At 51.6% G+C, this 26,570-nt stretch carries 30 protein-coding genes; 12 read left to right on the top strand and 18 right to left on the bottom strand.

The annotated features are described in order from the left end of the window. Nucleotides 1-23: 23 nt before the first annotated feature. From L1N82_RS06885 to L1N82_RS06850, 8 genes are all read right to left on the bottom strand, one after another. Nucleotides 24-368: a cupin domain-containing protein gene (locus L1N82_RS06885; RefSeq protein WP_235286649.1), complete on the bottom strand. Its 345-nt coding sequence runs from the start codon at nucleotides 366-368 to the stop codon at nucleotides 24-26. A gap of 49 nt (nucleotides 369-417) precedes the next feature. Further along, a complete protein-coding gene (locus tag L1N82_RS06880) occupies nucleotides 418-1,101 on the bottom strand; it encodes a flavodoxin family protein (protein WP_235286648.1) in 684 nt (227 codons plus the stop codon). A 28-nt stretch (nucleotides 1,102-1,129) separates the two neighbouring features. Then, nucleotides 1,130-1,444, bottom strand: coding sequence for an AzlD domain-containing protein (locus L1N82_RS06875; protein ID WP_235286647.1), 315 nt, complete (start codon nucleotides 1,442-1,444; stop codon nucleotides 1,130-1,132). Next, the gene (locus L1N82_RS06870; protein ID WP_235286646.1) at nucleotides 1,441-2,199 is read right to left on the bottom strand and encodes an AzlC family ABC transporter permease; all 759 of its coding nucleotides are present in this window, start codon (nucleotides 2,197-2,199) and stop codon (nucleotides 1,441-1,443) included. Before L1N82_RS06870 ends, L1N82_RS06875 begins: the two co-directional genes overlap by 4 nt. Beyond that, a complete protein-coding gene (locus L1N82_RS06865) occupies nucleotides 2,150-2,977 on the bottom strand; it encodes a B3/B4 domain-containing protein (protein WP_235286645.1) in 828 nt (275 codons plus the stop codon). The genes L1N82_RS06870 and L1N82_RS06865 overlap by 50 nt, the downstream gene beginning before the upstream one ends. 440 nt (nucleotides 2,978-3,417) lie before the next feature. Then, a complete protein-coding gene (locus tag L1N82_RS06860; protein WP_235286644.1) occupies nucleotides 3,418-3,618 on the bottom strand; it encodes a hypothetical protein in 201 nt (66 codons plus the stop codon). Beyond that, nucleotides 3,615-4,340: a hypothetical protein gene (locus L1N82_RS06855; RefSeq protein WP_235286643.1), complete on the bottom strand. Its 726-nt coding sequence runs from the start codon at nucleotides 4,338-4,340 to the stop codon at nucleotides 3,615-3,617. The genes L1N82_RS06860 and L1N82_RS06855 overlap by 4 nt, the downstream gene beginning before the upstream one ends. Before the next feature lie 20 nt (nucleotides 4,341-4,360). Further along, entirely contained in the window at nucleotides 4,361-4,981 is a 621-nt protein-coding gene (locus tag L1N82_RS06850) for a hypothetical protein (protein WP_235286642.1), read from the bottom strand. A 252-nt stretch (nucleotides 4,982-5,233) separates the two neighbouring features. Here L1N82_RS06850 and L1N82_RS23540 point away from each other — a divergent pair, with 252 nt between their 5' ends. The 5 genes from L1N82_RS23540 (at nucleotide 5,234) to L1N82_RS06830 (ending at nucleotide 8,722) form a co-directional block, all read left to right on the top strand. Next, the gene (locus tag L1N82_RS23540) at nucleotides 5,234-5,557 is read left to right on the top strand and encodes a GH25 family lysozyme (protein ID WP_407946719.1); all 324 of its coding nucleotides are present in this window, start codon (nucleotides 5,234-5,236) and stop codon (nucleotides 5,555-5,557) included. Between the two features lie 10 nt (nucleotides 5,558-5,567). Beyond that, a complete protein-coding gene (locus L1N82_RS06845) occupies nucleotides 5,568-5,939 on the top strand; it encodes a hypothetical protein (protein WP_235286641.1) in 372 nt (123 codons plus the stop codon). Between the two features lie 182 nt (nucleotides 5,940-6,121). Continuing rightward, nucleotides 6,122-6,937: a DUF6612 family protein gene (locus L1N82_RS06840; protein WP_235286640.1), complete on the top strand. Its 816-nt coding sequence runs from the start codon at nucleotides 6,122-6,124 to the stop codon at nucleotides 6,935-6,937. 473 nt (nucleotides 6,938-7,410) lie between these two features. Further along, nucleotides 7,411-7,938 carry a hypothetical protein gene (locus tag L1N82_RS06835; protein WP_235286639.1) on the top strand — a complete coding sequence of 176 codons (528 nt, stop codon included), beginning with the start codon at nucleotides 7,411-7,413 and terminating at the stop codon, nucleotides 7,936-7,938. Between the two features lie 31 nt (nucleotides 7,939-7,969). Beyond that, nucleotides 7,970-8,722, top strand: a complete 753-nt coding sequence (locus L1N82_RS06830; RefSeq protein ID WP_235286638.1) for a hypothetical protein — start codon at nucleotides 7,970-7,972, stop codon at nucleotides 8,720-8,722. Between the two features lie 26 nt (nucleotides 8,723-8,748). Here the strand turns inward: L1N82_RS06830 and L1N82_RS06825 are convergent, their stop codons facing one another. Together L1N82_RS06825 and L1N82_RS06820 are read right to left on the bottom strand one after the other, a co-directional pair. Beyond that, the gene (locus tag L1N82_RS06825) at nucleotides 8,749-9,435 is read right to left on the bottom strand and encodes a class I SAM-dependent methyltransferase (RefSeq protein ID WP_235286637.1); all 687 of its coding nucleotides are present in this window, start codon (nucleotides 9,433-9,435) and stop codon (nucleotides 8,749-8,751) included. Between the two features lie 79 nt (nucleotides 9,436-9,514). After that, nucleotides 9,515-10,561, bottom strand: a complete 1,047-nt coding sequence (locus L1N82_RS06820; RefSeq protein WP_235286636.1) for a MerR family transcriptional regulator — start codon at nucleotides 10,559-10,561, stop codon at nucleotides 9,515-9,517. Nucleotides 10,562-11,007: 446 nt separating this feature from the next. Between L1N82_RS06820 and L1N82_RS06815 the strand changes: the two genes are divergently transcribed. Then, nucleotides 11,008-11,532 (top strand): tubby C-terminal domain-like protein, encoded by a 525-nt coding sequence (locus L1N82_RS06815; RefSeq protein WP_235286635.1) that lies wholly within the window; start codon nucleotides 11,008-11,010, stop codon nucleotides 11,530-11,532. Nucleotides 11,533-11,594: 62 nt separating this feature from the next. On the opposite strand, the gene L1N82_RS06810 is transcribed toward L1N82_RS06815, so the two are convergent. Continuing rightward, a complete protein-coding gene (locus L1N82_RS06810; protein WP_235286634.1) occupies nucleotides 11,595-12,407 on the bottom strand; it encodes an EcsC family protein in 813 nt (270 codons plus the stop codon). Nucleotides 12,408-12,726: 319 nt separating this feature from the next. On the opposite strand from L1N82_RS06810, the gene L1N82_RS06805 reads away from it, so the two are divergent. Then, on the top strand, nucleotides 12,727-13,386 hold the full coding sequence (locus L1N82_RS06805) for a transcriptional regulator (RefSeq protein WP_235286633.1): 660 nt from the start codon (nucleotides 12,727-12,729) through the stop codon (nucleotides 13,384-13,386). 672 nt (nucleotides 13,387-14,058) lie between these two features. On the opposite strand, the gene L1N82_RS06800 is transcribed toward L1N82_RS06805, so the two are convergent. The 3 genes from L1N82_RS06800 to L1N82_RS06790 all read right to left on the bottom strand — a co-directional run bounded on the left by L1N82_RS06800 (nucleotide 14,059) and on the right by L1N82_RS06790 (nucleotide 17,166). Next, the gene (locus L1N82_RS06800; RefSeq protein WP_235286632.1) at nucleotides 14,059-14,838 is read right to left on the bottom strand and encodes a sugar phosphate isomerase/epimerase family protein; all 780 of its coding nucleotides are present in this window, start codon (nucleotides 14,836-14,838) and stop codon (nucleotides 14,059-14,061) included. An 18-nt stretch (nucleotides 14,839-14,856) separates the two neighbouring features. After that, nucleotides 14,857-15,948, bottom strand: coding sequence for a Gfo/Idh/MocA family protein (locus L1N82_RS06795; protein WP_235286953.1), 1,092 nt, complete (start codon nucleotides 15,946-15,948; stop codon nucleotides 14,857-14,859). A gap of 87 nt (nucleotides 15,949-16,035) precedes the next feature. Next, nucleotides 16,036-17,166 carry a Gfo/Idh/MocA family protein gene (locus tag L1N82_RS06790; protein ID WP_235286631.1) on the bottom strand — a complete coding sequence of 377 codons (1,131 nt, stop codon included), beginning with the start codon at nucleotides 17,164-17,166 and terminating at the stop codon, nucleotides 16,036-16,038. Between the two features lie 224 nt (nucleotides 17,167-17,390). Between L1N82_RS06790 and L1N82_RS06785 the strand changes: the two genes are divergently transcribed. After that, nucleotides 17,391-18,242, top strand: a complete 852-nt coding sequence (locus L1N82_RS06785; RefSeq protein WP_235286630.1) for a helix-turn-helix transcriptional regulator — start codon at nucleotides 17,391-17,393, stop codon at nucleotides 18,240-18,242. Between the two features lie 61 nt (nucleotides 18,243-18,303). On the opposite strand, the gene L1N82_RS06780 is transcribed toward L1N82_RS06785, so the two are convergent. Further along, nucleotides 18,304-18,789: a DinB family protein gene (locus L1N82_RS06780; protein WP_235286629.1), complete on the bottom strand. Its 486-nt coding sequence runs from the start codon at nucleotides 18,787-18,789 to the stop codon at nucleotides 18,304-18,306. 211 nt (nucleotides 18,790-19,000) lie between these two features. Between L1N82_RS06780 and L1N82_RS06775 the strand changes: the two genes are divergently transcribed. Continuing rightward, nucleotides 19,001-19,417, top strand: a complete 417-nt coding sequence (locus L1N82_RS06775) for a ClpX C4-type zinc finger protein (RefSeq protein ID WP_235286628.1) — start codon at nucleotides 19,001-19,003, stop codon at nucleotides 19,415-19,417. Nucleotides 19,418-19,563: 146 nt separating this feature from the next. After that, nucleotides 19,564-19,716 (top strand): DUF1540 domain-containing protein, encoded by a 153-nt coding sequence (locus L1N82_RS06770; RefSeq protein ID WP_111148891.1) that lies wholly within the window; start codon nucleotides 19,564-19,566, stop codon nucleotides 19,714-19,716. Between the two features lie 89 nt (nucleotides 19,717-19,805). On the opposite strand, the gene L1N82_RS06765 is transcribed toward L1N82_RS06770, so the two are convergent. Then, nucleotides 19,806-20,714: a helix-turn-helix transcriptional regulator gene (locus L1N82_RS06765; protein ID WP_235286627.1), complete on the bottom strand. Its 909-nt coding sequence runs from the start codon at nucleotides 20,712-20,714 to the stop codon at nucleotides 19,806-19,808. Nucleotides 20,715-20,789: 75 nt separating this feature from the next. On the opposite strand from L1N82_RS06765, the gene L1N82_RS06760 reads away from it, so the two are divergent. Next, a complete protein-coding gene (locus L1N82_RS06760; RefSeq protein WP_235286626.1) occupies nucleotides 20,790-21,329 on the top strand; it encodes a dihydrofolate reductase family protein in 540 nt (179 codons plus the stop codon). 99 nt (nucleotides 21,330-21,428) lie between these two features. Here L1N82_RS06760 and L1N82_RS06755 read toward each other — a convergent pair whose 3' ends face one another. Continuing rightward, the gene (locus tag L1N82_RS06755) at nucleotides 21,429-23,762 is read right to left on the bottom strand and encodes a bifunctional 2',3'-cyclic-nucleotide 2'-phosphodiesterase/3'-nucleotidase (RefSeq protein ID WP_235286625.1); all 2,334 of its coding nucleotides are present in this window, start codon (nucleotides 23,760-23,762) and stop codon (nucleotides 21,429-21,431) included. Between the two features lie 349 nt (nucleotides 23,763-24,111). Beyond that, entirely contained in the window at nucleotides 24,112-25,518 is a 1,407-nt protein-coding gene (gene uxaC, locus L1N82_RS06750) for a glucuronate isomerase (RefSeq protein WP_235286624.1), read from the bottom strand. A gap of 138 nt (nucleotides 25,519-25,656) precedes the next feature. On the opposite strand from uxaC, the gene L1N82_RS06745 reads away from it, so the two are divergent. After that, on the top strand, nucleotides 25,657-26,541 hold the full coding sequence (locus L1N82_RS06745) for a helix-turn-helix transcriptional regulator (RefSeq protein ID WP_235286623.1): 885 nt from the start codon (nucleotides 25,657-25,659) through the stop codon (nucleotides 26,539-26,541). Nucleotides 26,542-26,570: the final 29 nt, after the last annotated feature.

Here is a 26,570-nt window from a genome sequence, read left to right as displayed (position 1 = left end):
TCTCACTCTCCCATACACGTTTATTAGGAAACAACCTCATCGACGACGAAGACAACGGTCGGCTCGCCGTCCTTCCCTTGGGAGCGGTGAGGGTCACCGTCCGGAATGACGAAACCCATACCTGGGCGGCAGGCAACACTGCGGTCCTTGTAATGAATCGTGAATTCTCCCTGCAGCACATATCCGGAATGCCCTCTCAGGCACCAGTTCTCTTCATTAAAGCCCGGTGGAAGCTCCAGCAGACGAATCCGCTTGTTATCTACAAAACACATCTTCACCCGGCCGTTAGCCCCCGGCTTCTCCCATGTCGTCCATTCCATATTCTCAAAGTCAATTCCGCCATTGGTTAAGAGTTCATTTGCATTCATTAATATCATCCTCTCAAATTGGTATAAAATTGGTATGGACTACTATAAATTAGATGAATTGTTCTCTAGAGAGAAACAATTGATCCTTATCCAGTGTGCGTTCGTTAGCCTCCTCGTATGTTAGGAATGAGCGGTCCGTAAGCTGCAAATAATGCTTGATGGTGCGGACCATATCGATCATCCGGTTCACCATCCGTCTGGCAGAGTCTAACCCCTCCAGGTCATCCCAGACCTCATTCGGTCTGCCGCCGTGCAGAACAGCCGGAAATCCGCTGCCCACAATGATCATCCGGTTGAGCAGCAGATTACTCACAATCTGGGAATGCACATTGCTGTGGTTATAGCGTCTGCCGATAATAACGGCGCCGCCTACCTTGTTGGTAAGCGGGCGGTCAAACCTCAGGAAGCAGACTCCTGAGCGTTCGATGAACATCTGCATCAGATGCCCCATGCCGAATCCATGGACAGGCACCGCATAGATAATGCCGTCGGCCCTGCGCATTTGTTCGATGATAAGAGCCATGTCATCCGTCAGCTCACATGGGGTTTCCCGGTAATTGCAGTCCCCGCATGTACTGCTTGGCGCAAAATTATAATCACGCAAATTCAGTGTCTTAAGGCTTGCTCCCTTTAGACGTGCGACCTCCGCTGCAAATTGCAGCATCTGGTCCGTGTTACCGCCAGCCCGTGTCGATCCGCAGATGGCCAGTAATTCAACAGAAATGGACTCCATTAGCTAATACCTCTCCCTCTCCCGCTTTCTATCCGATATAGAGGACCTTCACCGCAACAGCTGCCAGTACGGAACCGACTATGACGCCAAACAGCGGAACCTTCTTGGTTAATACCAGCAAGACAGCGGCTATGCCCGCTGCAATTCCCACCCAGGGCGTCTCCTGATCCACCAGGAATACACCTGGAACGGTCAAGGAGCAAAGCACCGCTAGTGGAAGATGCTCTAGGAACCGATTATCACCCCTTTCAGCAGCGTTATCGCTTTGTTTAATGGTAAGCAGCGGGGTAAAGCGGATAATGAACGTGATAAGTCCCATCAGGAGAATCAGCAGAACCGTCATTCCACATCACTCCTTATCTGTTCGCTTCCTGGCGAAGAGATGGTTCGGCCAGTGGATGGCGGCATTATCGTGCCGACCCAGGCTCCTATAAACATAGCAGCCAGCACAGTGGCGTTGCCCAGGTAGTCCTGAAGCAGCCATGAAGATGCGGCGGCCGATAAGCAAATTGCCGTGTTGCGTCTGTTCCCCAACAGCTGAGGGACGATAATCGCGATCAGGAGAGCGTAGAGTGAAGTATTCAGCGCCGGCAGATACGCATCCGGGATATATCCGGCCAGAATAATGCCCACCCAGGTGGAGATTAGCGTAATGAGATAAGGCGGGAGCTCCAGAGCAAGCAGATAGGGCAGGGTGTGCGCTTCCTTCCGCTCCTTGTTTGTCTTGGACAGCATTCCCATCGCATAGACTTCCTCCGTTAGACCGAAGCTGATGAGGCCCCTGGACCAGAGACTGGACTTCGGGTTCACCTTCTGGCGGAAGGACATGCTGATGAAGAAGTATCGCAGGTTAATAACCAGCGTGAGCAGTAGTATGATAGGGCCGGCAGTGCCGGCCGCAAGAAGCTTGGCCCCTATAAATTGGCTGGCGCCGGCATAGACAACCGCTGACAAGAGGAATACCTCTAGATCTCCCAGCGATAATGTCTTGCCGACCAGCCCAAAGGTGATACAGGCGGGAATGTATCCCATAACAATTGGAAGGGAATCAACCAGTCCGCTCTTCACCTGCTCCAATCTCCGAGGATAATCTGTCATGGGCTGCCTCTCCTCCCGGTTGATGTAACACGAACGCTTGTGATGGAGAACCGCTGTGGATGAACGCCATGCTGCAGCTTCCCTCCTCTGTGAACGGCTGCAGCAGCTCATAGAGCAGCGAAGTTGTGGCTTCAACCAGCACCTTGGCGTCTTTATGTACTGCTTCAATGGTGAAGAGCAGCTTCTGGGACTGGTCGGTCGCCTTGATCGTATCGCTCTGCCTCCAGTTCCAGCGTCTCGAATGTGCCCGGCCGTAACCATCCGAGTAGATAATCTCACCCTCGGCCGGATAATCCGGCTGGTCCGGCTTGCCGATCGGCAGGTATGGCTCGGTTCCGGCTGCCTTACGAACAGTCAGCTGGTCAACATCCGATATGTCGCAGCAGGCAATCGGCGTCCGGCACTTGAGCGATATCGCGTTGCAGAGATTAACCATCGTGTTAATACGTGGCAGGCTGCCGTGCTCCACGACACGCCTGATCAGCGATTCCGCCGCACAGGGATATCTTGCAGGCTTGGCGCCAAACTGGCTGTACACCTTCCGCCACGCGGCAATCGTCGGGAGCTCGCTAATCGCCTCCGTGCGGAGCCCCGTATCTGCAATCTCCTGCTCCATGTGGGACAGAAGAGCTTCTACCTCTGAATTCTGATCCAGATTTTTCACCAGAGGCGCTGCAATCAAGCCGACATACAAGTCAGGCGCAACTGCAAACACATCCTCTGTAAACGACACTTGAAATGCCGTTCTCTCTATATCTTCCTCAACATGCTGGCCCATCGAAATCCTCCTTCAAGCTTAAATGCCTTCACCGCAAGTATATCCATCCAACTCCATTCCAAAAATGACCAATTCTGCACGAAAGGAGCATACCAATTCCCTTTTGTCCAAAATATATAGAAACAACAAACAGAAAGCTGACCATTCCCAGACATAGGAATAGCCAGCTTTCATAAAATAAGTAACAGCTCTCAGGATACACACACGCGTAAGCAGCAGGAAGATAATTGGCAGGTTGGCTTCTGTTCCCCGTGCATCAAGCATATACTGCACTGCATGCAGCAGCCAGTGTTCACCAGGTACGAATTTATCATGTCCATACGAAACAAAAGGTTCTATGCGCCATGCTTGCCGCGTAATTGTTATATATACCTGAAAACTAACGATCCGTTTTCAAGGATGGGGCTGTAACCGAACCCCACCTCTTGCCTGCCCACAGACTAAGCAGTATCAGCCTTTTGCCCGGCCGGCTTGCTCGAATGCTTGAACATATTCGCTACCATAGGAATGATCGCGCTGAGAAGCAGCACCAGCTCGGCAAGGTCGTCGACCAGTTCGGCGGGCATTTCCAATCCAAAATATTTCTTGACCAGATATGCGGCGAATCCAATTACGCCGAGCAGCCATTTTTTGCTGATCATCGGGAATGGTCAGACTCCTTTGTATCAGATATTTTGCTGAGATCAAGGTCAATAAACCACTGCAGCTGACTGCCTCCGTCAAGATCATAGATGCCCAGGTGAGGATTCAGCTTGCATACCGCAGATGGTATGACAAAAGTATTCGTCCCCGGAGGGTCCGTTATAATGCCATCCGGCAGCTTGGCGATTTCGTCAATGTATTCCTCGCCGAGGAAAGGTTTAACAAGCGGTTTATCCTGACTGACAATCAGCGGCTGCGTCGATGAGAAATACACAATCGTGATATTGCCCTGATTATCGGCAGTTGCCATATAACATTTTCCGCCCTTAGCGATATATTCAGGCTGGGGCTTGCCGTTAGCCGGAACTTTCGGTGGCCCCTGGGCTTCCACCGTAAGCTTGGTCTTGTGCTGATCCATCACATTGACTTGAATCAGTTCCTGATACAGCAGTATTTCTATCGCTGTCCGGGATTGGTCCGAAGCATCCTTGTCCTCGTCATTGTGGCTCTCCGATGATTCTTGAACCGGGGCAGAATCCGTCCAGGCAAGCAGCACTTTTTCCAGCGTATCATCCTGTACCCGAAAGTGAATCTCACTTCCCGCCGCGATGTTCTTCTGTGTCTGCACCGGCGTATTGTCGGTCTGCTCTTGAACTACCCTGTACAAGGATACGTCCTGGTTCTGCGATAGCCCATGCTGAAAGTAGATCATTTTGTCCAAGACTGTTCAGCCCCTTTACCCTAACTGTTCAGAACAACATTCCATGCTTTCTGGCCGGAGGTTGCGTTCACCAGCTCCAGCGCAATGTCTGCACTGAGAATCCGGCCGGTCAGATCGATTTCCGTTATATTAGACTGAACAGAAGAACGAATCTCGTTGCCCACCTGGATATCATTAGCGTACATAACATAGAGCTTCGGAGTAAGCAGGAAATCCGCTGTATCGCCCTGCTGAACCGCTTTTTTGGTAACCAGCTTTGCACCGTTCTTAAACAGCGAGATGTCCACCACTTTGGAGACCGTATTGTTGCAGCTGATGGAAGAATCGATATTTTGGGTACCGAGCAAATTAAGGTCTGTGCTCTCTACGCTGTTGATAAACTCCCACTTCTGACCAAAATCAACCGCACGGCTCGTCTGGCGGACTTCTGATGTATAAGGTGTATTAAGCTCCTCAACTACAAGCTCAGTCGAGATCGGATACGTTGCCGTCTGCTTCTGGGCCGGACTCAGCGGGAGCACCTGCCAGGCAATGGCTTCGATCTTATCATACGATTGATCTACATTGGCAAGCTTCTGAAATAATACAAACCTCCAGCCGCGGTTCGTGTTGTTCGTGAAATTGAGTTGAATGTTGTTCATCGTCTCTACTCCCTTTTCGGTTGGTTTTGACTTACGACATTATCCTACGGAGCCGGGAATTTACCTAGAACCTAAAAATTTTTTGGCCGAAACGGAATATTTGTCCAGTTTGTGGATACAAGAAGTTACAAACAGGCTTGTCCTTCATCGGACAAGCTTATTTTTATTGGCATTCAGTTCTTTCCTGTATACGAGCCGAGTAGGATAGATCTATACATTTTTGGGAGGTGAGAATTATGCAGCCGCGCCCCCATTGACCTGCCCTATGCCCTCGATGTCGAGAACAACCGGGTCGATCCGGCCGCTGTACCGGTTTGGCTTCAAGCCGTCCGCGTCTCGGATCATGGCAGGAAACCATTCATTTACTCGAATCCTGACACAATAGCACACTGTCTTAAGGACAAGAATTTTGCGGAGTACCCGCTCTGGTATGCATTCTACCGTCAGCATGAAGTTCCGGCGAATGCCGGCGCCTGGTCACAGTGGACCATGCTCCAGTATACCGATCGAGGCAGCGTTCCGGGGATTACCGGACATGTAGACAAGAATGAATATAACGGACGATTGGAGAGATGAAGAGATGACGATGGAGAACCGAACAGGCAGAGAGCTGGAGTACGAGAAGGGGATTATAGGTCTGCTGCTCAATATCGGTAAATGGCATAACACGGAGAAAGCAGCACAGATTGAGAAGGTAGCACATTCCGACAATAAGAAGAGGAAAATCGAAATTATTGCCGACGTTCACACTCATTTTCCGCAGCTGCCAACAACAAAATGGTTCACAATTAATCTGATTGATGGCGACCTGACACCGGAAACGATTCATATCTATGTAAATCCCATCGACGAGAAATATATCGAGCTATCGACGGCCAATGCCCAAGCAGCCGGTGGTCCCCAGGGTACGGTAATGTCGATCGAGAACAAATTGAAGCCTGGAATTACGTGGGATTAGCTAGCGTTACGGATAGAGCTGTCTAGATTAGTCTATTGCTACTATTTATAAAAATATTCTAAATAATAACCTATCTCCCACATTTCTTAATTACGATCCTATATAATCAGCCAATACTTTAGAATTCCCAAACCCAGGAAAAACAAAAGTATAAATTACAATCATGATAGGGGTCTTAAGAAATGAAATGGTACGTTGCAGGGATGATAGCTTTAATGCTGGTTATAACGGGTTGTTCATCAAACCAACAAGAAATTGGAACACCGGCTAAACAAGAAGAGAAACAACAAACAGAAACTGTGGTAAACGCTGAAGAACTAATCCGTTCAGTAAAGAAAACATTTGTCGCGTCACATAGCATGAAGCTGGACACTACTCTTCTATCCACTGTAGAGGAAGGTGGCACTTCACAAAAGGAACAAATCAGAATGGTTGGTGACTTGACTCTTAGTCCAGATGAATTCCATGCAAGTGTGACAGCAGCTGAAGAAAAGATCGAAATGTACCTTGTGAACAATGCAGCTTATGTGAGGCCAGATGGTCAAGAAATGTGGTTTAAAATGTCGGGTAACGATACAGAAGAATTATCTGGACTTGGAGACACCAAAGAACAGACAGTCAAATTCCTTGACCTGCTTCTTAGTTTCAAAGATGACCTTAACGTAACTGACGAAGGTGATGTCTATAACATCTCTTATGAAACAACGGAAAATTCGGATGAAATCGAAGAACTCATTATCAGTTCCACAGATGGAGTATTTACAGATGGAAACTTTGCATTGAACTCCTTCCGTTATGACCTAAGTGTCCGCAAAGACTCGCATGAGTTAACGGAGAACCGAGCCGTAATGGACTTAGCCCTTAAGGATGAAAGCGGAGCCGTAATGTCGAAACTAATTATAGATACTTATGCCCTCTTTAGTGACTTCAACAAGATAGATAAGATTGTTGTGCCTCAAGAAATCGTAGATTCAGCGACTGAGATTCCAAGCGAATAATATAATTTATAAAAAGGAATCGCCGTATTAAACTGGTCCCCCGTCAAGGATGCTTTGGAAAAAGGTGTTTAGGCTGTGGGGGCCAGTTTATATTGGCGGTTCCTTTTTTTTAAAACCAAACGGAACGGACAAGCCATTGGGCTGCCTTGTAAGCCCGGCCACTGAGATTTGCCGTAGATGTCCAGCTCCGCGGCCCAGACGTGCTCATCCTGCTAATCGTACATATCCAATGGTGTGCCCAAGTGGTCCACTTCCCTGTCTATATGACTCTTGCCTCATCAACAACCCTACTTATTCACTGTCATTCCATAAACAACCCCCTGTACACACCTTGAAGTAAAATAAAAAATAACTTTTTTATCCAAATTTTACTGTAATAAGGAAGCAGAAGTTTGCGAACCACGATAACGACCTCACCTAAGGATGTGAATAAAATAAATAGGATAGCGTTTTGTATAACCATGCTAACCCTGTTGATGATGACCGCCTGTACAGAACACAACCAGAATTACAACGACGAACCTAATCCAGATCATCATGTATTCGTAAGCACTTACACTCCACTGGAACCGACCAATGCGGTTATGGAAGAGGCAGACACAGAAGATTTCAGCCATTTACAACGCAAAGGCGAGATGGATCTGGACCATATTGAGAACAAGGGGGTTACGGGGGATTTGCTCGACTCTATCATGCATTACTTAACGGCTCTCAAAGGACATGACGAAGAAACCCGAAAGTATTACCTCTATGATCCTAATGTGGACGTCTTGTATGATAGGGAACCCTACATTTTGGCAGTAACGAAACTTGAGCTCGACAATTCAAGGGTCAAGGATGTTATGGATGAATACAACTTGGGGAATATAGCGGAGGAAGCTGCTATTGTTAAGATTTCCACTATAACAACCGGTCGGGACTATCAGCAGGTTGAAGGGACGGGAGACTTTATCTTCATTCGAGTAAGTGATAGCGTGTGGAAATTCTTCAGGTTCCAATAACTAACCTATTAGATCCATGGGAGGATAAGAAATGAGGATTCGTTCGTACATGCTTGGCGCGGCGTTAATGATTAGTATGCTTCTCTCTACTACAGAAGCTGCCGTTCCGGAGGAAGTTCAGGCTTATGCTGAGAACGAGGGAATTGCAAGCTTCAAAGCAACAATGGGTGAAGATCCTAAAGCCTTTGACCTCAAACAGTCCCAGCTGGACCAGGCTGAACTTGGAATGGGGTTTGAGACGTATAGAGTTGACCATGAAAGCTTAAAGTCCGCTGACAGGGGCGATACCTTGCAATCAATGCTCGTTAAGAACGAAGAATGGACGTTTGTCGTCACAGTAGATGGAACTCCATTATCACTGTTCACCGTGGCAAGGGCTGATAACAGATTAGAAGTAATATCGGGAGGAGGAGCCGCTAAAGAATTGATGAATGCCTATCATACCTTTACAACGCAGTATCCGGACAGTAAACCCAAGCTGGCGGAGATTAAGGGCATCCACCTGTTTGTTGGGAATCGTCCGGATCATTCTGAGGTTTTTCTGTCATCACTTGATCATGCAGCCGGGGTACCCAGCGTAGAGATTGCCCCAACCCGCCCGCTGGTGGCAGCACTAATTGAGCAGTTGAACGCTCCCAATCAGGATCACGACGGAGGTGCAGATGGCCTGACACGCCTGCCTCGGTTAACTTGGGTATGGGTTACGATTGGTGTCGTCACCGCCGTGCTGCTCTTAGCCGCTGCAATCAGACACAATATTCACAAGCGGAACTCTAACCTTTAACTGTGCCTTTGAACGATCCCAGAGAGCTAATACTCCCGCCACCACATCCCGGCGCACTCTGGCAGAACGGTCAGTCTCCCTTGTTCCACACGGCCGGCCAGCTCCCTGCCAAAGAAGAACTCCGTCAACCAAACCGCTTCTTCCACACTGTCAAATTGGTAATCCGTCCTAAGCCATCTATGGTGAAAACCATACTGCTGCTCCAGCCACTCATAATACGGCAGCAGAAAATCCGGCGGATGCGGCTGCTCCACACCTGTGCCCATCGTCTCGAAAATCACAGCGGTGCCGCCAGGGCGGAGGACTCGCTCGATTTCTTCCATAACCTTCCCCAGATCCTTCTCCCATTCCAGCTGATTCGAGCTGGCCGTGTAGCAGATGCTCCACCCGGATACAAGAAGGTCTGCGCTGTTAGCCTCTGTCTCGATCCTTTTGTGATCGGACACCTTGGCCCGCCAGTTCGTCAAGCCCGCCTGCTCCAGCTTCCTCCCTGCTACCCGCAGCATCTCTGCTGATGCATCCAGCGCCAGGACAGACCGGGCTTTGCGGGCAATCGGCAGTGTGAGCCGCCCAGTCCCAGCCCCTAAATCCACAACATCCTTTCCCTCAACTGCGCATACCTCTTCAATGACCCCAAGCAGACCAGGCTGCCTTGAGATGAGCAGGTCGTAGGTCTCCGCCTTCGCCTGGTAAATCTCCGTATGATCCGGCATTTCATCCCCTCCACGACTGTATAATTGAACGGCTCCTATACTACCGTATGCCGCAGCGTGAAGGTCAACAATCGGAATGCTACCGAATCGGGACAGCGCAGATGATGTGAAGAACATCGGATAACTGCTTCTGCTTTGTCATATAACCGTGCTCCTCGAACCATGCTGACAGACGGGATACCTGCGGGACATATCCGCCCCGAAGCGCCCGCAGCAGACCTTCATCCCCGCCGCCAGGCGCATGCTGGACAGCCCGCTCCCTGGCTTCATCATCTTCAACCATATAACCCGCCAGACAAATTCTGCCCTTCGGCTTAAGCACTCTGCGAATCTCCTCCAGCGCAAGCAGCTGTTGACCCTCATTCAGATGATGGAACGCATAGCTGGACACGGCAAAATCAAACTGCCTGTCCATATACGGAATGGCCAGAAAGTTACCCAGCTTGGATTCAAGCTCCGGATACTTCACCCGGAACTGCCTCAGCATCTCTCTGGATTGATCAACAGCAGCCATCCCGATCCCCTCCCGAACAAACCGTCCGGCCAGATTTCCGGTACCCGTACCGATGTCCAGCCCGAACTCGCCCGCCTTGGGGTTAATCCAGCGATACACCGTTTCCAGTACCATATCATAATGCTCGAATGGTCCGCTTGCTTCTCTAACATTGTGATCATGACCGGCGGCCTTGCTGTCAAAATTCCACTGGTCACTCCAGTTACTCCGCAGCTCGCGCAGCCTTCTCGAGCCTTCGGCCAGCTTGTAAATTTCCTGCAGCGGCAGGTTTTCCTGCTGTCTTAAGATACCGATCATCTGCTCGGCTGCCGAAATCTGCTGCTTGTATTCAAGCCATGCGGAGAACATGACCGAACGCTGCAGCTCCAGATAGTTCAGCAGCGCATCCTTATTGCCGGCTTCGATAGGATCCAGCACCTTCTTGATATCATCCAGCCCCAGCCCTACCTCCCGCAGTGCAGTAATCGTCTGGAGCCGCCACACATCCTGCTCTGTAAATATGCGGTACCCGTTGTGCTGCTCCTTGCCGGGCGCAATCAGCCCCTTCTCCTCGTAAAAGCGAATCGATCTGCGGCTGATGTTTAGCCGTTTGGCAACCTCGTTGATTGTCATACTTCCGCTCGCCTCCTCATACCCCCATTCTAAACGTTCACGCAGCGGAAATGTACAGGACGCTGACTGGCATATTCCAGTCGATAAGTTATAATTAAACAAATCTAATAGCAGCAAGGCCGGCCCGAGTATGGCTGATCTTAGGGAGAATAGGGTTCCGTAATATTATTTCAGGGGTGATTATATGAAAAAGCCAATAGAGGCTGCTGGACGAGTGGTTTTATGGACAACAGTTATTATTCTTTCCCTAGTATGTGTATTAGGAATTTTGTTTTTTGCCGGTCTATGGTACAGGGAGACTTACATGTAGAATCACTAGGATTGCATGAAACGTGGTCAGGAATATTTCAGACAATAAGCTATAATAGACAGCATAATTCGATATTTTTACAATACCAGGAAATCACGATAGCACTATCAATATAAGGGAGGCAGCTTGGGCTGATATGATCTATACCTATAGGTTTCATAATCGTTACTCTACCAAGAGGTCAGAAATCAGAGATGAGCATGATCAGGTGACAGGCTATGTTCAGCGGACTTATGCCAATCCTCTAATGAAGGTGCTGGATTTTCTATTGGAAGGAATCGTGTTCGCGGATTACCGAGTGACGGACAGGGCAGGGAATTTGCGGGTTGAGGCCAAGCAGGTGAGGACATTCTTCAAGCGGAGGCAGTATATCCTTCATTACGAACAGGAAGATGGAACCCGTACGAGCATTCCTATCATAGACAAGAAGCGGTTTGGACTCGAAGAGAAAACAGGATTTGAGCTGGAAGGCCGCAGCTACGAGCTTCATAAGCCGGTTATCGATTGGGGAACAATAACGCTCCAAGGTACGACGATAGCCGAGTGGAAAAGCAGCCTTACACTCCCGCCCAAGGCCCAATTCCGGCTGGCCGATCCTTCACATGAAGCGCATGTCCTCCTGCTGCTGGGGATATTTCACACCTATCTTCACTCCAAATGACAGACAAAAAAGATGTCCCAAGCCGCCAGCTCCAGCGCCGAGAAACATCTTTTACATGACATCTATAGCTGCTGAGCCTCTGCCAGCTTCTCCATGATCCGGCGCTTGCGGTACATCATCATGCCCGTTTCGGTAACATCCTTCAATGTGGAACGGTTCAGATAAGCACCGAACAGCATGCCTGCAATCGGAATCATCTGGAAGAGCTTCTTCCAGCCAAAATTATCCCGGTAAGTCAGCACGACCTCCCGCCAGCCCTGAAGCTGGGAAATCATCTGACTGCTCTTCTCCCCGCTCTGGAAGGCATTCAGATCATCAAGAATCGCTTGCTTGCCTACTACGTCGGATGAGGTGAACTGCAGGCATTTGACAATAAAGATGCGCTCCGCCTTGTCCGTCGGATCATAGCCGTAGCATAGAGCGATCTCCTGAAGCGCTTTGAGAGAAATGCCCAGCAGAAGAGGGATATCGATCGCAAGTGTGAAGAACCCGCCGAAGCCGGTAGTCGCCCCTTGAACGGTCGCTGTATTGCTGCTGGACTGCACCACGCTATTGGCCATTTCATCCATCCGGCTGAGCGGCAGCGTCTGAATCCGGGCCATCGAGGTCTCCTCCTGCCACTCCTCGCCGGGATAGAACCTGTGGTACATCTTCTTCTTGCTGATCAGATACCTTCCGCCGCTCTGGATGTAGCTTCCCAGCTCATCTAGCGCTATGCCCAGCTTGTCCTGAATGAACTTCGGCGTGATCTTGTCCAGCAGCATAAACGGGATCCTCCCGAGCTTTTCCCAGAACCACAGCCCCTTCTGATCCTTCTCCCATGCCTCAATCTGCTTCAATTCCTGCCTCAAGCCATCTATTGTTTCCACACTCATCGCATCCGACACCTTTCCTGAAAATTCAAGCCCGCATCGTTACCTGAACTTTACCTAACGCCATTATAATATGGTAAACGCAGTAATTGCCAACCCGCCACGCAGGCTCTCTATATACCGAATACCCTGAATGTCTGTACGATAAGCCAACACTCATATGAACAGGTCACTAACTCGTTGATTCCAGCCAGGTTGTACACTATACTCAAGCTAATGGACATGAAGCACATGCCGCTTTGATACTTTTATGTATCGAGGCGGCATTTCTATTTTCAAGGTGAAACTTAACGTGCTTAGAAAGCAGCAAAGGGTGGATGTCATGTTTAAGGAACAATATGAAATGTGGATGCAGAAGCAAATTGATCAAGAAAAGAACCATCGACGAAGAGAGCTTCTGCAAAAAGGACTGGGCCATGGAACTGTAGAGCTGTTGCGATTAATCTGGTTTCCGCTCGTCGGAAACTTCGATTACTTGTATCCGGAATGGGAGGTTCGGGATTATTCGAATGGATACCGGTATCTGGACTTGGCGTTTCTGCCGGAGGGTGTTAAGGGCGATATAGAGATTCATGATTACAGATCGCATGCCAGAGATTTGGATACGCGGCGCTTCAAGGACTTATGCCGAAGACAAAGCCTGCTGTCGCTTGATGACTGGGTATACCTGCCGATTGCATATTTGTCCATTCGAGAAGAGCCAGAATTTTGCAAGCAGCTGATTCTTTCGTTTCTTGGGAAGTTTATCTCATTTGAAGCGGATGCAAAGCTCAGCTGCCTTGAGGCGGAGACCGTTCGATATGCGCGCCGATTGCTCAGGCCGTTTACGCCAATGGAGCTGGCGAGCCATCTTCACGTAACCGATCGTTACGCTCGTCAATTGCTGCACGGTTTGGTGGAGGGGACGCATTTGGTGGTGGCGGGAGGAAATAAGAGGTATCGTACATATCAGCTTAATATCGGCAGGTCATTACGGAACTGAGTAGCAGGTCTTTACGGAACTGAGAAGCGTTATTCAGTGAATTAAAGTCAATTTTGAATGGTAACGGAACTCAGAGGCTTTAATGTCCCCCTATTAGCAAAGATCCACTTGAAATTGACCGAATAGCGCCTCTGAATTCCGTTATCTGCTGAAGCGGCCCGTATTCACTGAAATAAGGTCGCTGAGTTCTGTTAGGTTTGACTTGAGCCAAACCGTAGGAAACCTACACACGGATTGCTATATCAGTGCCGCTCCCCAGTGGAAGGAAGCCATAGCTCGCTTCTCCCGAACCTTCATCGTAACAGTGGGGTGCATCCCACCATTCCTCAGGCTCCCCGCAGGAACACGTTGTGCAAAACCAGCCTTTATACCGAAATGGCATATACGTTTCATCTCATGGCATTCTTCGCATCCCATCAGCTTAAATTCGTTCCGTGGATACATACCCGATGACTCCAAAGAAGTACATCTTCCTATATGTAAAATATGTAAACATAAGGAGCAGCCGCCGGCTGCTCCCCACAAAAAGCTCTTGCTAATCTCCAGGCAGACGGCCACCTGCTGCACCTGTCCACGCCTTCCAGCTAATCTCCAGGCAAACGGCCACCTGCTGCTACATGTCCACGGCCTGCCTGCCCATCCTTGGGCAAGCTGGCCGCCTGCCGCTGCGGCCTACCCTTCCGCCCGCTCCGCCAAATATTCATAGCTCATCGCCAGGCTCTCGAACGGATCTCGGCGGCATTCATCCTGCTCGACGATGTACCACTCTATTCCCGTTTCCCGGCAGGCCGTGAGTATCGCGTCCCAGTTCATGTTGCCATGCCCCACTTCCGCGTATACCGCTTGATCGTCCACGATTTCCATGTCCTTCAGATGCACGACCTTCATCCGGCCGTCCAGCTTGCGAATCCACGCTGCGGGATCAGCCCCGCCAGCCTGTGCCCAGTACGTATCCAGTTCAAAGTGGAAGGCGTCTGCGGCTGTCTTTTCCATAAGCCGATCCATCCCGGTCAAGCCCCTGACTACCTCGCCAACCCGCTCAAATTCGAACCGGTGGTTGTGATAGACAAATTGCAGTCCGGCATCGCGAACCCGCTTCGCAATAGCCGAGCATTCAGCCGCGAACAAGTCATAACCTCCCGCAGCACCCCGAAACTCCCCCGGCATGCTGCCCAGGCCGACATACCGGCAGTCCCACAGCTTATGCTCATCAATTACACGTTCCAAATCCTCCTTCAGCCGGCTGTAGCCGACATGTGTCGCACATATCCGAAGCCCGTGCCGGTCTGCCGCTTCCTTCACCTGCCCGGGTTCTATCGGACCAATTGCCGAAACCTGAATCGCCTTGTAGCCTATTGCCGCGATCTTCGCCAGTGTTTCATCCAGCGCTTCCGCCGTTTGCGTAAACTGCCGCAGCGTGTACAGCTGCACAGCAAGCTGCTCCTTCTTCATTCGAATCCCCCGTCCCGGTTAAATAGGTTCATTGCCCGTCTCAATCCTGACCGCAGCCTTCTGTGCCTTCAAGCACAGCTCCGCAGCCTTGAACGCATGCGCCTGGGTCATGGCATATTCTGTACGGTTCAAGCAGTCAAGGATGAGCTCGCCAAAGAACGGATAGCCCACCTTACCCGACAGCTCCATATGGTATTCACCTTCCCCGTTCACAAGATACAAGTGATTGCCCGAGTCCGAGCGGCCGATATCTATGTATTTGCGCAGCTCGATATAGCCATCTGTCCCCAGGATGACCGTGCGCCCGTCTCCCCAGGTGCCCAGCCCGTCAGGTGTCAGCCAATCCACGCGAAAATAATTCGTTGCCCCATTGCTGCCTACCAGTGTCGCGTCTCCAAAGTCCTCCAGCTCGGGATAAGCCGCATTCCGGTAGTTCCCGACCTTGCTGCCGACTATGGTCGCATCCTTGCAGCCGGCGTAGAACAGGAACTGCTCGATCTGATGGCTTCCGATATCGCATAGAATGCCGCCATACTGGTCTTTGCGAAAGAACCAATCCGGCCGCGACGAGGCGTTCAGTCTATGAGGTCCCAATCCAAGCACCTGAACGACCCGCCCGATTGCACCAGAATGCACCAACTCCCCGGCATGGACCGCGCTCTCCACATGCAGCCGCTCGCTGTAATACACCGCATACTTCCGTCCGGTTTCGCGGACGGCTATCTGCGCGTCCTCCAGCTGGTCCAGCCGGGTGAAAGGCGCCTTATCCGTAAAATAATCCTTGCCATGACGCATGACCTTCACGCCCAGCGGCCCTCTGTCGCAAGGAATTGCAGCGGCTGCCACCAGCATAACCTCACTGTCCTCCAGTATCTGTTCGGCCGACTCTGCTGCCGTCACATCCGGGTAAGCCGCACAAAACTTCGCCACCTTATCGGGGTCCGGATCATACACCAGCTTCAAGGTTCCTCCCGCTTCGATCAGCCCATTGCACATTCCATAGATATGTCCGTGATCCAGCGCCATAGCGGCGAAGATAAAATCACCCCGGCCAACGACCGGCTTCGCTTTCCCCTGCGGGGCATAATTCATGCCATCTCCTGCACCCATACCTGCGCCTCCCCCCATAATTGGAACAACGGCTGCCCTATGCTGCTCATTCATCAGCGGAGTGGACAACCTCCCCTATTCCGTCTATTACCCTTCCACATGCCCGCTTGATTGCGCCATCCGCTGCTTCAGCAGTGAAACATACAGCTCCTCATCTGGCGGCAGAGCCGCCCAGTCATCCGTCCAGGCCGACAGCAGCATCGCATTCACCAGCGTGACTGCATGCAGTCCGTCCTCACCTGGCGCGAGCAGCGGGGAACCCGTCAGCACCGCATCCACCCAATTCTGGATTAAGCCGCCGTGCTGCTTCCGCGGGAATGGATCAACCGGAATGTCAATCCGCCAGCTTTCCGGCGCTCCGAAGCCGCCTTTGTAGTTCCGGTTGAAATCGGGCTCCTCCTGCCGCAGCTGCCACAGTGTCAGCCGGTCATCCTTTACCACGGCCTTGCCCCTTGTTCCGCTCAGCTCCAGCCGGTTCGTACCCGGCGCTTCTGTCGTTGACGCAATGAAGACACCGGTAGCCCCGCCGACATACTCTACATAAGCCGTCACATCATGCTCCACCTCCACGGCCCGCCGCTGTCCAAACTGCGCAAAAGCGCGGACCCGCTGCGGCCTAAGTCCCGTAATCCACTGCCACAGATCCAGCTGATGGAGCGCCTGGTTCAGCAGCACGCCGCCGCCCTCGCCTGCCCATGTGCCTCTCCATGGGGCAGAGTCATAATAAGACTGTGCCCGGTACCAATGGGTTACCGTCCAGTTCGTCCGCCGCAGCTCGCCTAGCTCCCCTGCCTGCACCAGCTCACGAAGCTTGCTGTAAGCCGGATGCAGCCGCTGATTCAGCATAATGCCAAACACCGTTCCTGCTTCCGCCGCCGCCTCGTTCATCTCCCGTACCTGTCTGGCGTAGACGCCGGCCGGTTTCTCCGTCAGAACATGCAGCCCCTTGCTAAAGGCGCGGATCGCTGCAGACGGATGATCCAGATGTGGTGTCGCTACAATAACCCCGTCTACCGCTCCGGAACTCAGGAGCTCTTCCAAGTCCGTGTAACGAAGGACCTCCGCATCATACCGGCCCCTATGCCGGTCCAGCACACCAGGGAAGCTGTCGCAGACTGCGGTGAGCTTCGCGCCCTTTACTTTACCCTGCGCAAGTGTGTCTGCGTGCGAGGTGCCCATGTTGCCCATCCCGATTATGCCGACTCTGACCTGGTCCATTTCTTTTCTCCCCCTCCTGGTATCCAGAGCGTTTGCCCATTCCCCATTCCATCCGCTTCTCATGTGTGTTTAGCGTAGCATGAGCCGAGGACAACGGCTTACCTGTCATTAGCGCGTTCATCCGGCGATTTGACTGTCGTTGCGGTCGGGTACAGCTTATATGTAAGGGCTTTTATGATACAATACGAGAGATGAACTCACGAACCGGGGAGGCGTTTAGCGGCATGAGTCTGAGGGATAAATTCCAACTGCCCCTTGAGGTAATCTACAGCGAAAAGCCTTTTCCCAAGCCAGTGTTCCACTCGCATCCGGAGTATGAAATCTATTATTTTCACGAAGGGGCCTGCAGCTATCTGATCGGGGATCGTATCTATACACTAGAGCCCGGTGATCTGATCCTGATGCACGGCATGACGCTGCACTCCCCCAAGGTGGACTGCCGGAAACCTTACTGCCGGTCCATTATTCATTTCGACCCTTCCTTCGCCCATGAGCTGCTGCGCCCTCCGTTTGCGCTCAACGTGCTGAGTCCGTTTCAGAACATCCACAATATAAGACTGCGCCTGTCGGGGCAGCGCAAACAGGAGGTTGAGCAGCAGCTAGTCACCCTGCACAGGCTGTATGCGGAGGACAGCCTGCTTGCTTACAACCGCTTTCTCATTCGCTTCCTCGAGCTCCTTCACTTCGTATATGACTGCTGCGAAGCGGGCGGGCTGGACAGTACCGGTTCCACAACCCGTACAGGCGGGCCCAAGGAGCAGCATGTTCAGCGCATTATGGACTACCTCGAAGCTCACTATACGGAGGATATTCATCTTGAGGTTCTGGAACGGGAGCTTCATCTGAACCGGTATTACATGACGAAGATCTTCAAGGAACTGACCGGATTCACCATATTCAGCTATTTGTACCAGCGCCGGATCAACCAGGCCAAAATCCTGTTCCTTCTGGAGCCGGAACGGCCGGTAACGGAAACCGGCTATGACACGGGCTTCAAGCATCCATCCCACTTCACCCGGGCATTCAAGAGGATTACCGGCATGACGCCAGAGTCTTACCGCAGGGGACTGACTTGACCATATCCGAAAACAGCACAACACCCCTGCACCTGAAATGCAGGGGTGTTGTCTGTTCCAATTATTGTCCGGATAATAGCGTTAAGTATGTCTTAATTGTGGCCAAATGCATGCCCTCATGGAACAGGGTAAAGCTCACGAATTGTTCGGGTGTCCCCAGCGTTAAACCCAATGATGTTGTAAACGGGGGTACCAATTGCTCCTGCATCCGGTTGGAGAGAAGCTGGCGAAGCCGTTCCTCTTGATTTCCGAGCAGTTCCGTCAGCTCTGCCAGAGACGGCACGGAAGCAGGCGATTGATTGAGCGGGGAGGTGCCGTTGTCGAACTGATCACGGAAGCCTTCCGGCATCCTCATCGGCAGCCCAAGGTATTGAAAGTAGAATCGCTCCGCAATGACATAGATATGCCCAAGATTCCAGCGAATCGAGTTGCGGAAGCCCTCTGGAATCTGATCCGCAATCTCCTCTGTTACTGCACCGGCTGCCCGTAAGGTCTGCGACCTGACGAAGGCCATTTGTCCGAATAAATAATGCTCCATCCTATTCATCCCCGTTCCTGACTAGTTTGGCTGTTCCCTCGCCTTAAGCTGGAAGGGAAGTCCCCTCTGACCATTATATACCAGCCCTTCTGTATGGATTTATTCCCAATTGCGATTAATTTTTTTTGAAGGTGGTAGGAAATTTCCTGCAATTGTCTAATATACTATTATAATATGTATACAAATGTATACAAATCTAAACAGAAAGGAATGATGGTTCATGGATCAGGATTTTCGCAAGAAGACCTTTCGCGGCGCCAAGATTGAGGATGTCATCCTCGAGCTGGAGAAGCTGACTGAGCTGTGTGAAGACAAGAGGAAGGCCTGTGATACGGTTGACCAGCAGCGTTTCTATGAAGGCATGAGCATCGCATATACCACGGTTTCCCTGAAGCTGAAGGGAGAATTTGACTACATCGAGCCTAAAGTAATTGATGAGCTGTACAACGCCGCCGTGAGCCAGACCGGTTCCGGGCACACTGGTTCCGACAGCACTGCCTATACGGCTGTCTGTTCCTTCTGCCGCAAGGATAAGCAAGAGGTGGGTGAACTCGCAATTGGACCGGGTGTATCCATCTGCCGTGAATGCCTGAGCTTCAGCGAAGCCGTGCTGCAGGCTGGTCCTCCCGCTAAGTAAAACAGGCAGGCTCCAGGCTCCCTCAAGGCGGACATATAACACCGGCATCCCGCTTTAAATACGCCGAAGGCGATTCAAAGCGGGATGAATTGCGGTATATAGAAGTACGAACCGCCACTCTTGAACGACGCGAGGAGGTGAGTCACATGGCCAAGGATGTTACGTGCGAAGTGAACTCCTGCAAGTTTTGGGGACCGCAAAACCGGTGTAATGCTTCTTCGATTCATGTTGCCGGTCATCAGAACCAGCCGCGTCAGAATCGTGAAGTAGACTGCAAAACTTTTCAACCGAAAATTTAACAAGTTATTTAACAGGCAGTATGGGACAGCTTAGGCTGTCCTTCTTTTGTTGTCTCTGATTTCTATTACCCAGAATTTGATAATGATTATCAGTACTGGTTAAGGTTTTTTTCTAGCTCCTCAATGACCATCCGCTGAAGCTCGGGTGGCCCGGCCACTTTCACCTCCGCACCATATGCAAGCAGCCTCCTGGCTGTGTAAGGAAGCTCCCCGGCCGGCACTCTTCCAATCCATACCATCTTCTCATCCGCCGCAAACAATTCATCATTCTCAGCCAATCTGGCTCCCCTTGCCGTAAAATGCAGCTCCACCTTCACGCCCTCCCGGTGGTCTTCCATGTTCATCCACTGTACCAGGTCGGGCAGCGTCTCGTCCCGGCAGCTGCCCGGCACCAGCTGTTCCATCCGGTCCACCCTGTACAGCTGTACCCTGTCTTTGTCAGCCCGCTTGGCCGGCATGTACCAGCAGCCTCTCTCGAAGTATATTCCCAACGGAAAAGCATGCACCTCCTTCACTCCATCCGCCGTATGGTAGTGAAACAGAATGTCTTGTTTGGCAGCTGCTGCGCCGAGTGCCAGCTCTGCAAGCGGTGCTGGTGTGTGCTGCTGTGGATTATGCCTGAACAGAACATGCCGCCGCAGCCGGTCAATCGTATCCCTCACGTCATCCGGCAAAGCCCCGTAATACTGTTCCGCCAAATGGGCCCGCACCGTTCCATACGGGAAATCCGGCACCCTTTCCAGATATTGAAGCATCAAAAACAAGCCAAGCGCTTCCTGCTCCGTCAGCTGCAGCGGCGGCAGAATCCGGTTGGACAGTACGCGATAGCCGCCATGCGGTCCCATCTGCGTGTACAGCGGGACGCCCATGCTCTGAAGTGCATCCAGATCGCGCTGAATGGTACGGACTGACACATCGAATCGTTCCGCCAGCTCCCGGGCTGTGAATTTCTTACGGGCATCAATTATACGCAAGATTGCCAATCTGCGTTCATTCACTGTATCCCCCACTATCTACGTCAAATATTGTCACAGATATAGATTATCATAAAGGCCAGAAGGGAGCGATAAATCATGAATCATTCAAAGAACAAAATTGTGCTCTACATAGCCATGAGCCTGGACGGCTATATTGCCAGACCGGATGGCTCTGTCGATTGGCTGTACGATGTAGAAGGAGACGGCGGCGACAACGGCTACGGACGGTTTTACAGCTCAGTCGGAAGTGTGGTGATGGGCAGGCTAACCTACGAGGTTGTACGAGGATTGCAGGAAGATTTCCCCTACACAGACAAGCCCTGCTACGTGTTAACTAGGACGAAGACAACGGAGATGGATAACCCGCATGCGCAGTATACGGACAAACCATTAAAGGAGCTGCTGCCCGAGCTGCAGGGCAAGTCAGACGGAGACGTATGGATTGTCGGCGGCGGGCAGGTGGTGAAAGCATGCTTAAGGGAGAACCTGCTTGACGAGATGCAGATCGCAGTAATTCCAAAGGTATTGGGCAGCGGAATCCCCCTTTTCCCCGAAGGCAGCGCTGCATCCACATATCGGCTGACCAATACGGAATTATTGGGCCAAATTGTCATGCTCACCTACAACCGGCCATAATACAGCTTGTCACTTGGAGAATACTTGCTATTATAGCCAAAAGGCAGCCCTAAGGCTGCCTTTCTCATTACTTCTATTTAAGGCCTAAGCCTGCTTCATCTAAGCCGTCACGGGAATTAGCAGCTTCTGGCCAGGATACAACCGGTCCGGATTGTTCAGCTTGTTGTACTCCGCGAGCTCCTGCCAGGTTGTGCCGTATTTGCGGGCAATCTTCGAGAGCCAATCTCCTTCTTCAACAATGTAAGTAATGTGCTTCACAGCAGCTGCATTGCCCTTGGTGCTTTCGGCTTTGTCTGCTTTGCCTGGTGCACCCTTGCTGCCAGTTTCGGTAGGGCTTGTCTTGCCGCTGTCCGCCTTACCTGCAGGCTTGCTTGCAGCTTGTGGTTTCTGCTCCACCGGCGCAGTTTCCTCACCACTTGTGCCGTCGCTGCCCTGTGCAGCAGATGACGACATGTTCAGCTTGTACTTGGCAAAGCCGGATTCCTCATTGCCTACCCAAGCCATCGTGGATGCTGCTGCCGTAGCTAAGTCAGCCGCCTTTGGAGACGTCAGGAACGTAACATTCACATCCCCTTTAATTGGCGCCAGGCTCCAGTTGCCGTCAGCAGAAGGATTGAACTTCCCTTGCGACTGGATATAGTCAATAATGACCTGTCTGGTTTCATCCGGCGAATCGACGACAATGTTGCTGCCGTCTAGACCCGGGAAGCTGCCGCCGCCGCCTGCGCGGTAGTTGTTGGTTGCAACAATAAATTTCATATCCTCCGTCACCGGCTTGCCATTGTACTTCAGGTTCACAATCCGGTGAGCCTTCTCGTTAGCCAGCTTGCCTTCCATGTCATAACGGCTCGGCTGTGTAACATCGATCTGATAGCTGACGCCGTCGATAATGTCAAAGTTATACGTCCGGAAATTGGTATTAATGAGCGGCTGCTCCGTCTTCACCGAAGGATCGATCTGATTGAACTGGCCTGCCGAACGCTCGAGCCACTCACGTACCTGTTCACCGTTCAGCAGAACAGCCTTCAGCGTATTCGGATATACATACAGGTCAGCCACGTTCTTAATGGCGATTGTGCCGGCTGGAATGTTGGTGTAGTACTCAGGGTCCATGCCGCCTGCCTTGAAGGGTGCTCCCGCGGAGAGGATCGGCGTTCCTTCCAGGTCTGTACCCTTGATAGCTCTCTCGACATACCACTTCTGCGCGCTGGTTACAATCTGTACAGAAGGATCATCCTTCACAAGCGCAAAATAACTGTTGATCGGCTGCGTAATCGTGCCTACCGGACCGCGAATGTATTTCAGGGTCGCTTCATGCTCGTCCTTCACAGCGGCTACGATCTCCGGATCGGATTCCACCAGCGGCTTGACCACACCATCCACCTTCTGGGCGATTGGACGCGCTTCGCTCTTGGAGTCCACTACCGTCCAGTCTCCATTCTGCTGCTCCAGCGTCAGATCGATTACCCCAAGATGGCTGCCCCAGTATCCCGGCTCTACAGCAGCCACACCGTTAACCGTACCTTTCTTTTCATCGACGCCCTTCATGCCCGCGAACGATGCGGACGGGAACACCACATGGGAGTGGCCGAAGAGGATTGCATCGAAGCCTGGAACCTCTTGGCTCAGCAGCCAGGCTGTGTTTTCCTCTTCACCATTGTTCTCCGTATCGCCCATACCCGAATGCAGCATTGCGACGATTACATCCGCGCCCTCTTCCTTCATCTTCGGCACGAACTTCTTGGCTGTCTCGATAATATCCTTCGCAATTACTTTGCCCGCCAGATGCGTCTGATCCCACATCATGATCTGCGGCGTCACGAAGCCAATTACACCAACCTTCAGCTTTACGTCTTGACCGGCTTCATCCTTAAAGGTGCGGTCCAGCATCAGGTACGGAGTAAAATAGTTCTTATCATTGTCCGGGTTGCCGTCCTTGTCATCCACATACACGTTAGCCGTAGCGTAAGGGAACTCCGCTCCCTTCATTGCGCGCTGCAGATAATCCAGCCCGTAGTTGAACTCATGGTTGCCGACAGTCGCGGCGTCATAATTCAGCAGGTTCATGGCCTTGTATACCGGGTGTACGGCATCCTTGTCCGAGAGCTTATTCACGCGTGCCATATAATCGCCCATCGGGTTACCTTGAATCAGGTCACCGTTGTCGAACAGCATGCTGTTGGGCTCTTCTTGACGTGCTTGCTTAATAAGGGTAGCAACCTTCACCAGTCCGAACTCATGGGTCACTTCGTCCTTGTAGTAATCATAGTTCATGATCTCCATATGAATATCCGATGTTTCCAATAGGCGCAGCTTGACCTGTCCGGCCTTGCCTGATGCCGTATCCTCAGCTGCCCCTGCCGTCAACACGTTGACGAGCGCAAGCTGAGTAACAAGCGCCCAAGTTAGAACAAGCTTCCATGTCTTCTTCATCCTTAATCATGTCTCCTCTCTCACTGCAAAGCTCAATGCCGGAAGGATGATTCTCGTCTATCCCTACCGGTTTAACCTTAATTTTCTTCATTCGGGGGCAAATTCCTTTTCTCGAGTGTTAGGTTTACTTACATATTGTGAATTATGCCTGTGGTTTTACAAAATATTTGTATATCACGCACCATGACTTTCACCAATAGGGGCTTATTTCAGACAAATCCCCCCCGAATTTTATTGTCCTTTCATGAAGAACGGAGTTGCAGGCAGCAAAAATTTAACCATTCCTGGCGAAAACACACAAAACCGCCGAATCGGGTCGATCCGGCGGCATACAGCGTTTATTCTAGATCTAGAAGTCAAAATACCGTTTAGCATTATAATAAGAAATATTTTGCACCATGCCGCCAAGCAGCTCCATGTCATGCGGGGCTTCGCCATTTTCAACCCACTGCCCCAGCAGATTGCAGACAATCCGCCGGAAGTACTCGTGACGAGGGTAGGACAGGAAACTCCGCGAATCGGTCAGCATGCCGATGAACCGGCTGAGCAGGCCCATATTGGACAGCGCACGCATCTGATCGAACATGCCATCCTTCGTATCGTTGAACCACCAAGCCGAGCCGAACTGGATTTTGCCTGCGACACCCCCGCCCTGGAAGCTGCCGATAACCGCGGCCAGCACGTCATTATCAGTCGGATTCAGCGAATACAGGATTGTCTTCGGCAGCGCATTGTCCCTATCAAGCGCATCAAGCAGCTTGGCAAGCGGATATGCGAGACTTCCATCGTGGATCGAGTCATAGCCCGTATCGGGTCCGAGCATCTCGAACATCCTCGTGTTATTGTTACGTGACGCATGCATATGGTACTGCATGGCCCAGCCCCGCTGCGCATACTGCCGCCCAAGGAACAGCAGCGTGTAAGTCTTATACTTCTGCTCCTCCTCCAGGCTGACAGCTTCTCCGTTCAACGCCTTGGTAAAGATCGCTGCTACCTCCGTGTCGGATGCTTCCGCATACGGAACGGTATCGAGTGCATGGTCGGATACGCGGCAGCCAGCTGTATGGAAGAACGCAATCCGGGACTCTAGTGCCCCCAGCAGCTGGGCGTAATTCGTGATTGAGCTTCCGGAAGCCTCCTCCAGCTTGCTGATCCATGGCAGGAACGTTGGCCGGCGGAGCTCCAGTGCCTTGTCCGGGCGGAAGGACGGCAGCACCTTCGTCTGGAAGCCGGGGATAGCCTTGATCTTGATATGGTACTCCAGTGAGTCTGTCGGATCGTCTGTTGTGCAGATGACTTCCACATTTGACTTCGTGATCAGGTCGCGTGCTGCATAGCCGCCTGCCTCAAGCTTGCTGTTCACCGCCTCCCAGATGCGGTCCGCATGCTTCTCATTAATTAACTCGTAAATGCCGAAGAAACGCTGCAGCTCCAGATGCGACCAGTGATACAGCGGATTTCCGAGTGTCTGCGGCACTGTTCTGGCCCACGCCATATAACGGTCGTAATCGCTTACATCTTGACCCCCGGTAACAAGCGGTTCCTCAATACCGTTAGTGCGCATCGCGCGCCACTTATAGTGATCGCCATACAGCCAGACCTCCGTTAGGTTCTTGAAGCTCTTGTTCTCGTAGATTTCCTGCGGGCTCAAGTGACAGTGGTAATCAATAATCGGCATCTGCTTGGCGTAATCGTGAAACAAGGTGACAGCCGTGTCGTTCGAAAGCAAGAAATCCTCATCTAAAAATGGCTTCATTCGCGAGTCCCTCCCGTTTCCCTATAAAATTCATCCTGATAATAACGCAATAATGGTATAATGTCTTCACATTTGTTGCGCTTTCACCATCTAAATATGCATATCTTGCGCTGCAGATTTCAGAGAGGTGGTTGACTGATGCAGAATACAGGGGAGATTATCAAGCTCGACTACGGAGCAGAGGAAGACGCCTTCCATATGAACCATACGAAGCGGCTGGAGCCCTTCGAGCGGGGCAACCATTATCACGGCACGTATGAGATTTATTACCTGCTGAGCGGCCAGCGTACTTACTTTATCCGGGACCGTTCCTACCATGTGCTCGGCGGTGATCTCGTATTCATCAACCGTCACGAGGTGCACAAGTCATCTGTTATCGGCGACCCGCGTCATGAGCGGATTGTCATTAATTTCCGCGAGGAGTTCCTGGCATCCGGCATCCACCTGCCGGATGCGGACCTTATGTTACCGTTCCGGCAGAACAGCCATGTGATGCGGCTCAACCTCCGGAGCCAGATGCTGGTCAACAGCATCATGGACAAGTTAACCCGTGAGCTTCTGGAGCGCAAGACTGGCTGGCAGAGCGGCGTCAAGCTGCTGCTTGCGGAGCTGCTGCTGTTTGCCGTTCGCCAGGCCGAGGATGTTAACGGTCATCCTGTGCAGGCGGATGAGCACCCCGACCCGGTCCATCGTAAAATTACCGAGGTTGTCCGTTACCTGCACGCGCACTATTCGGAACCGCTGAAGCTAGAGACATTAGCGGCCAAATTTTATATTAGCCCCTATTACTTAAGCCGCTGCTTTAAGAGAGTCACCGGATTTTCGTTCATCGAATTTCTCACGCTGACACGTATCCGGGAAGCTCAGCTGCTGCTGCGACGCACAGACCGGAAGGTAATTGATATCGCCCAGGCCGCGGGATTCGATAATATCGCCCACTTCGGCCGCACCTTCAAGAAGGCTACCGGCCTCACCCCAGGGGCTTACCGAAGAAGGGAGTCCTCTAATAGCCGGCTCTCTTGAGGCTCAGTGCTCTGTTTTAGAGCCGGTTC

It is taken from the genome of Paenibacillus tarimensis, assembly GCF_021532315.1.
GTDB lineage: Bacteria > Bacillota > Bacilli > Paenibacillales > Paenibacillaceae > Paenibacillus_I > Paenibacillus_I tarimensis.
This window is presented reverse-complemented; position numbering and strand designations above follow the sequence as displayed.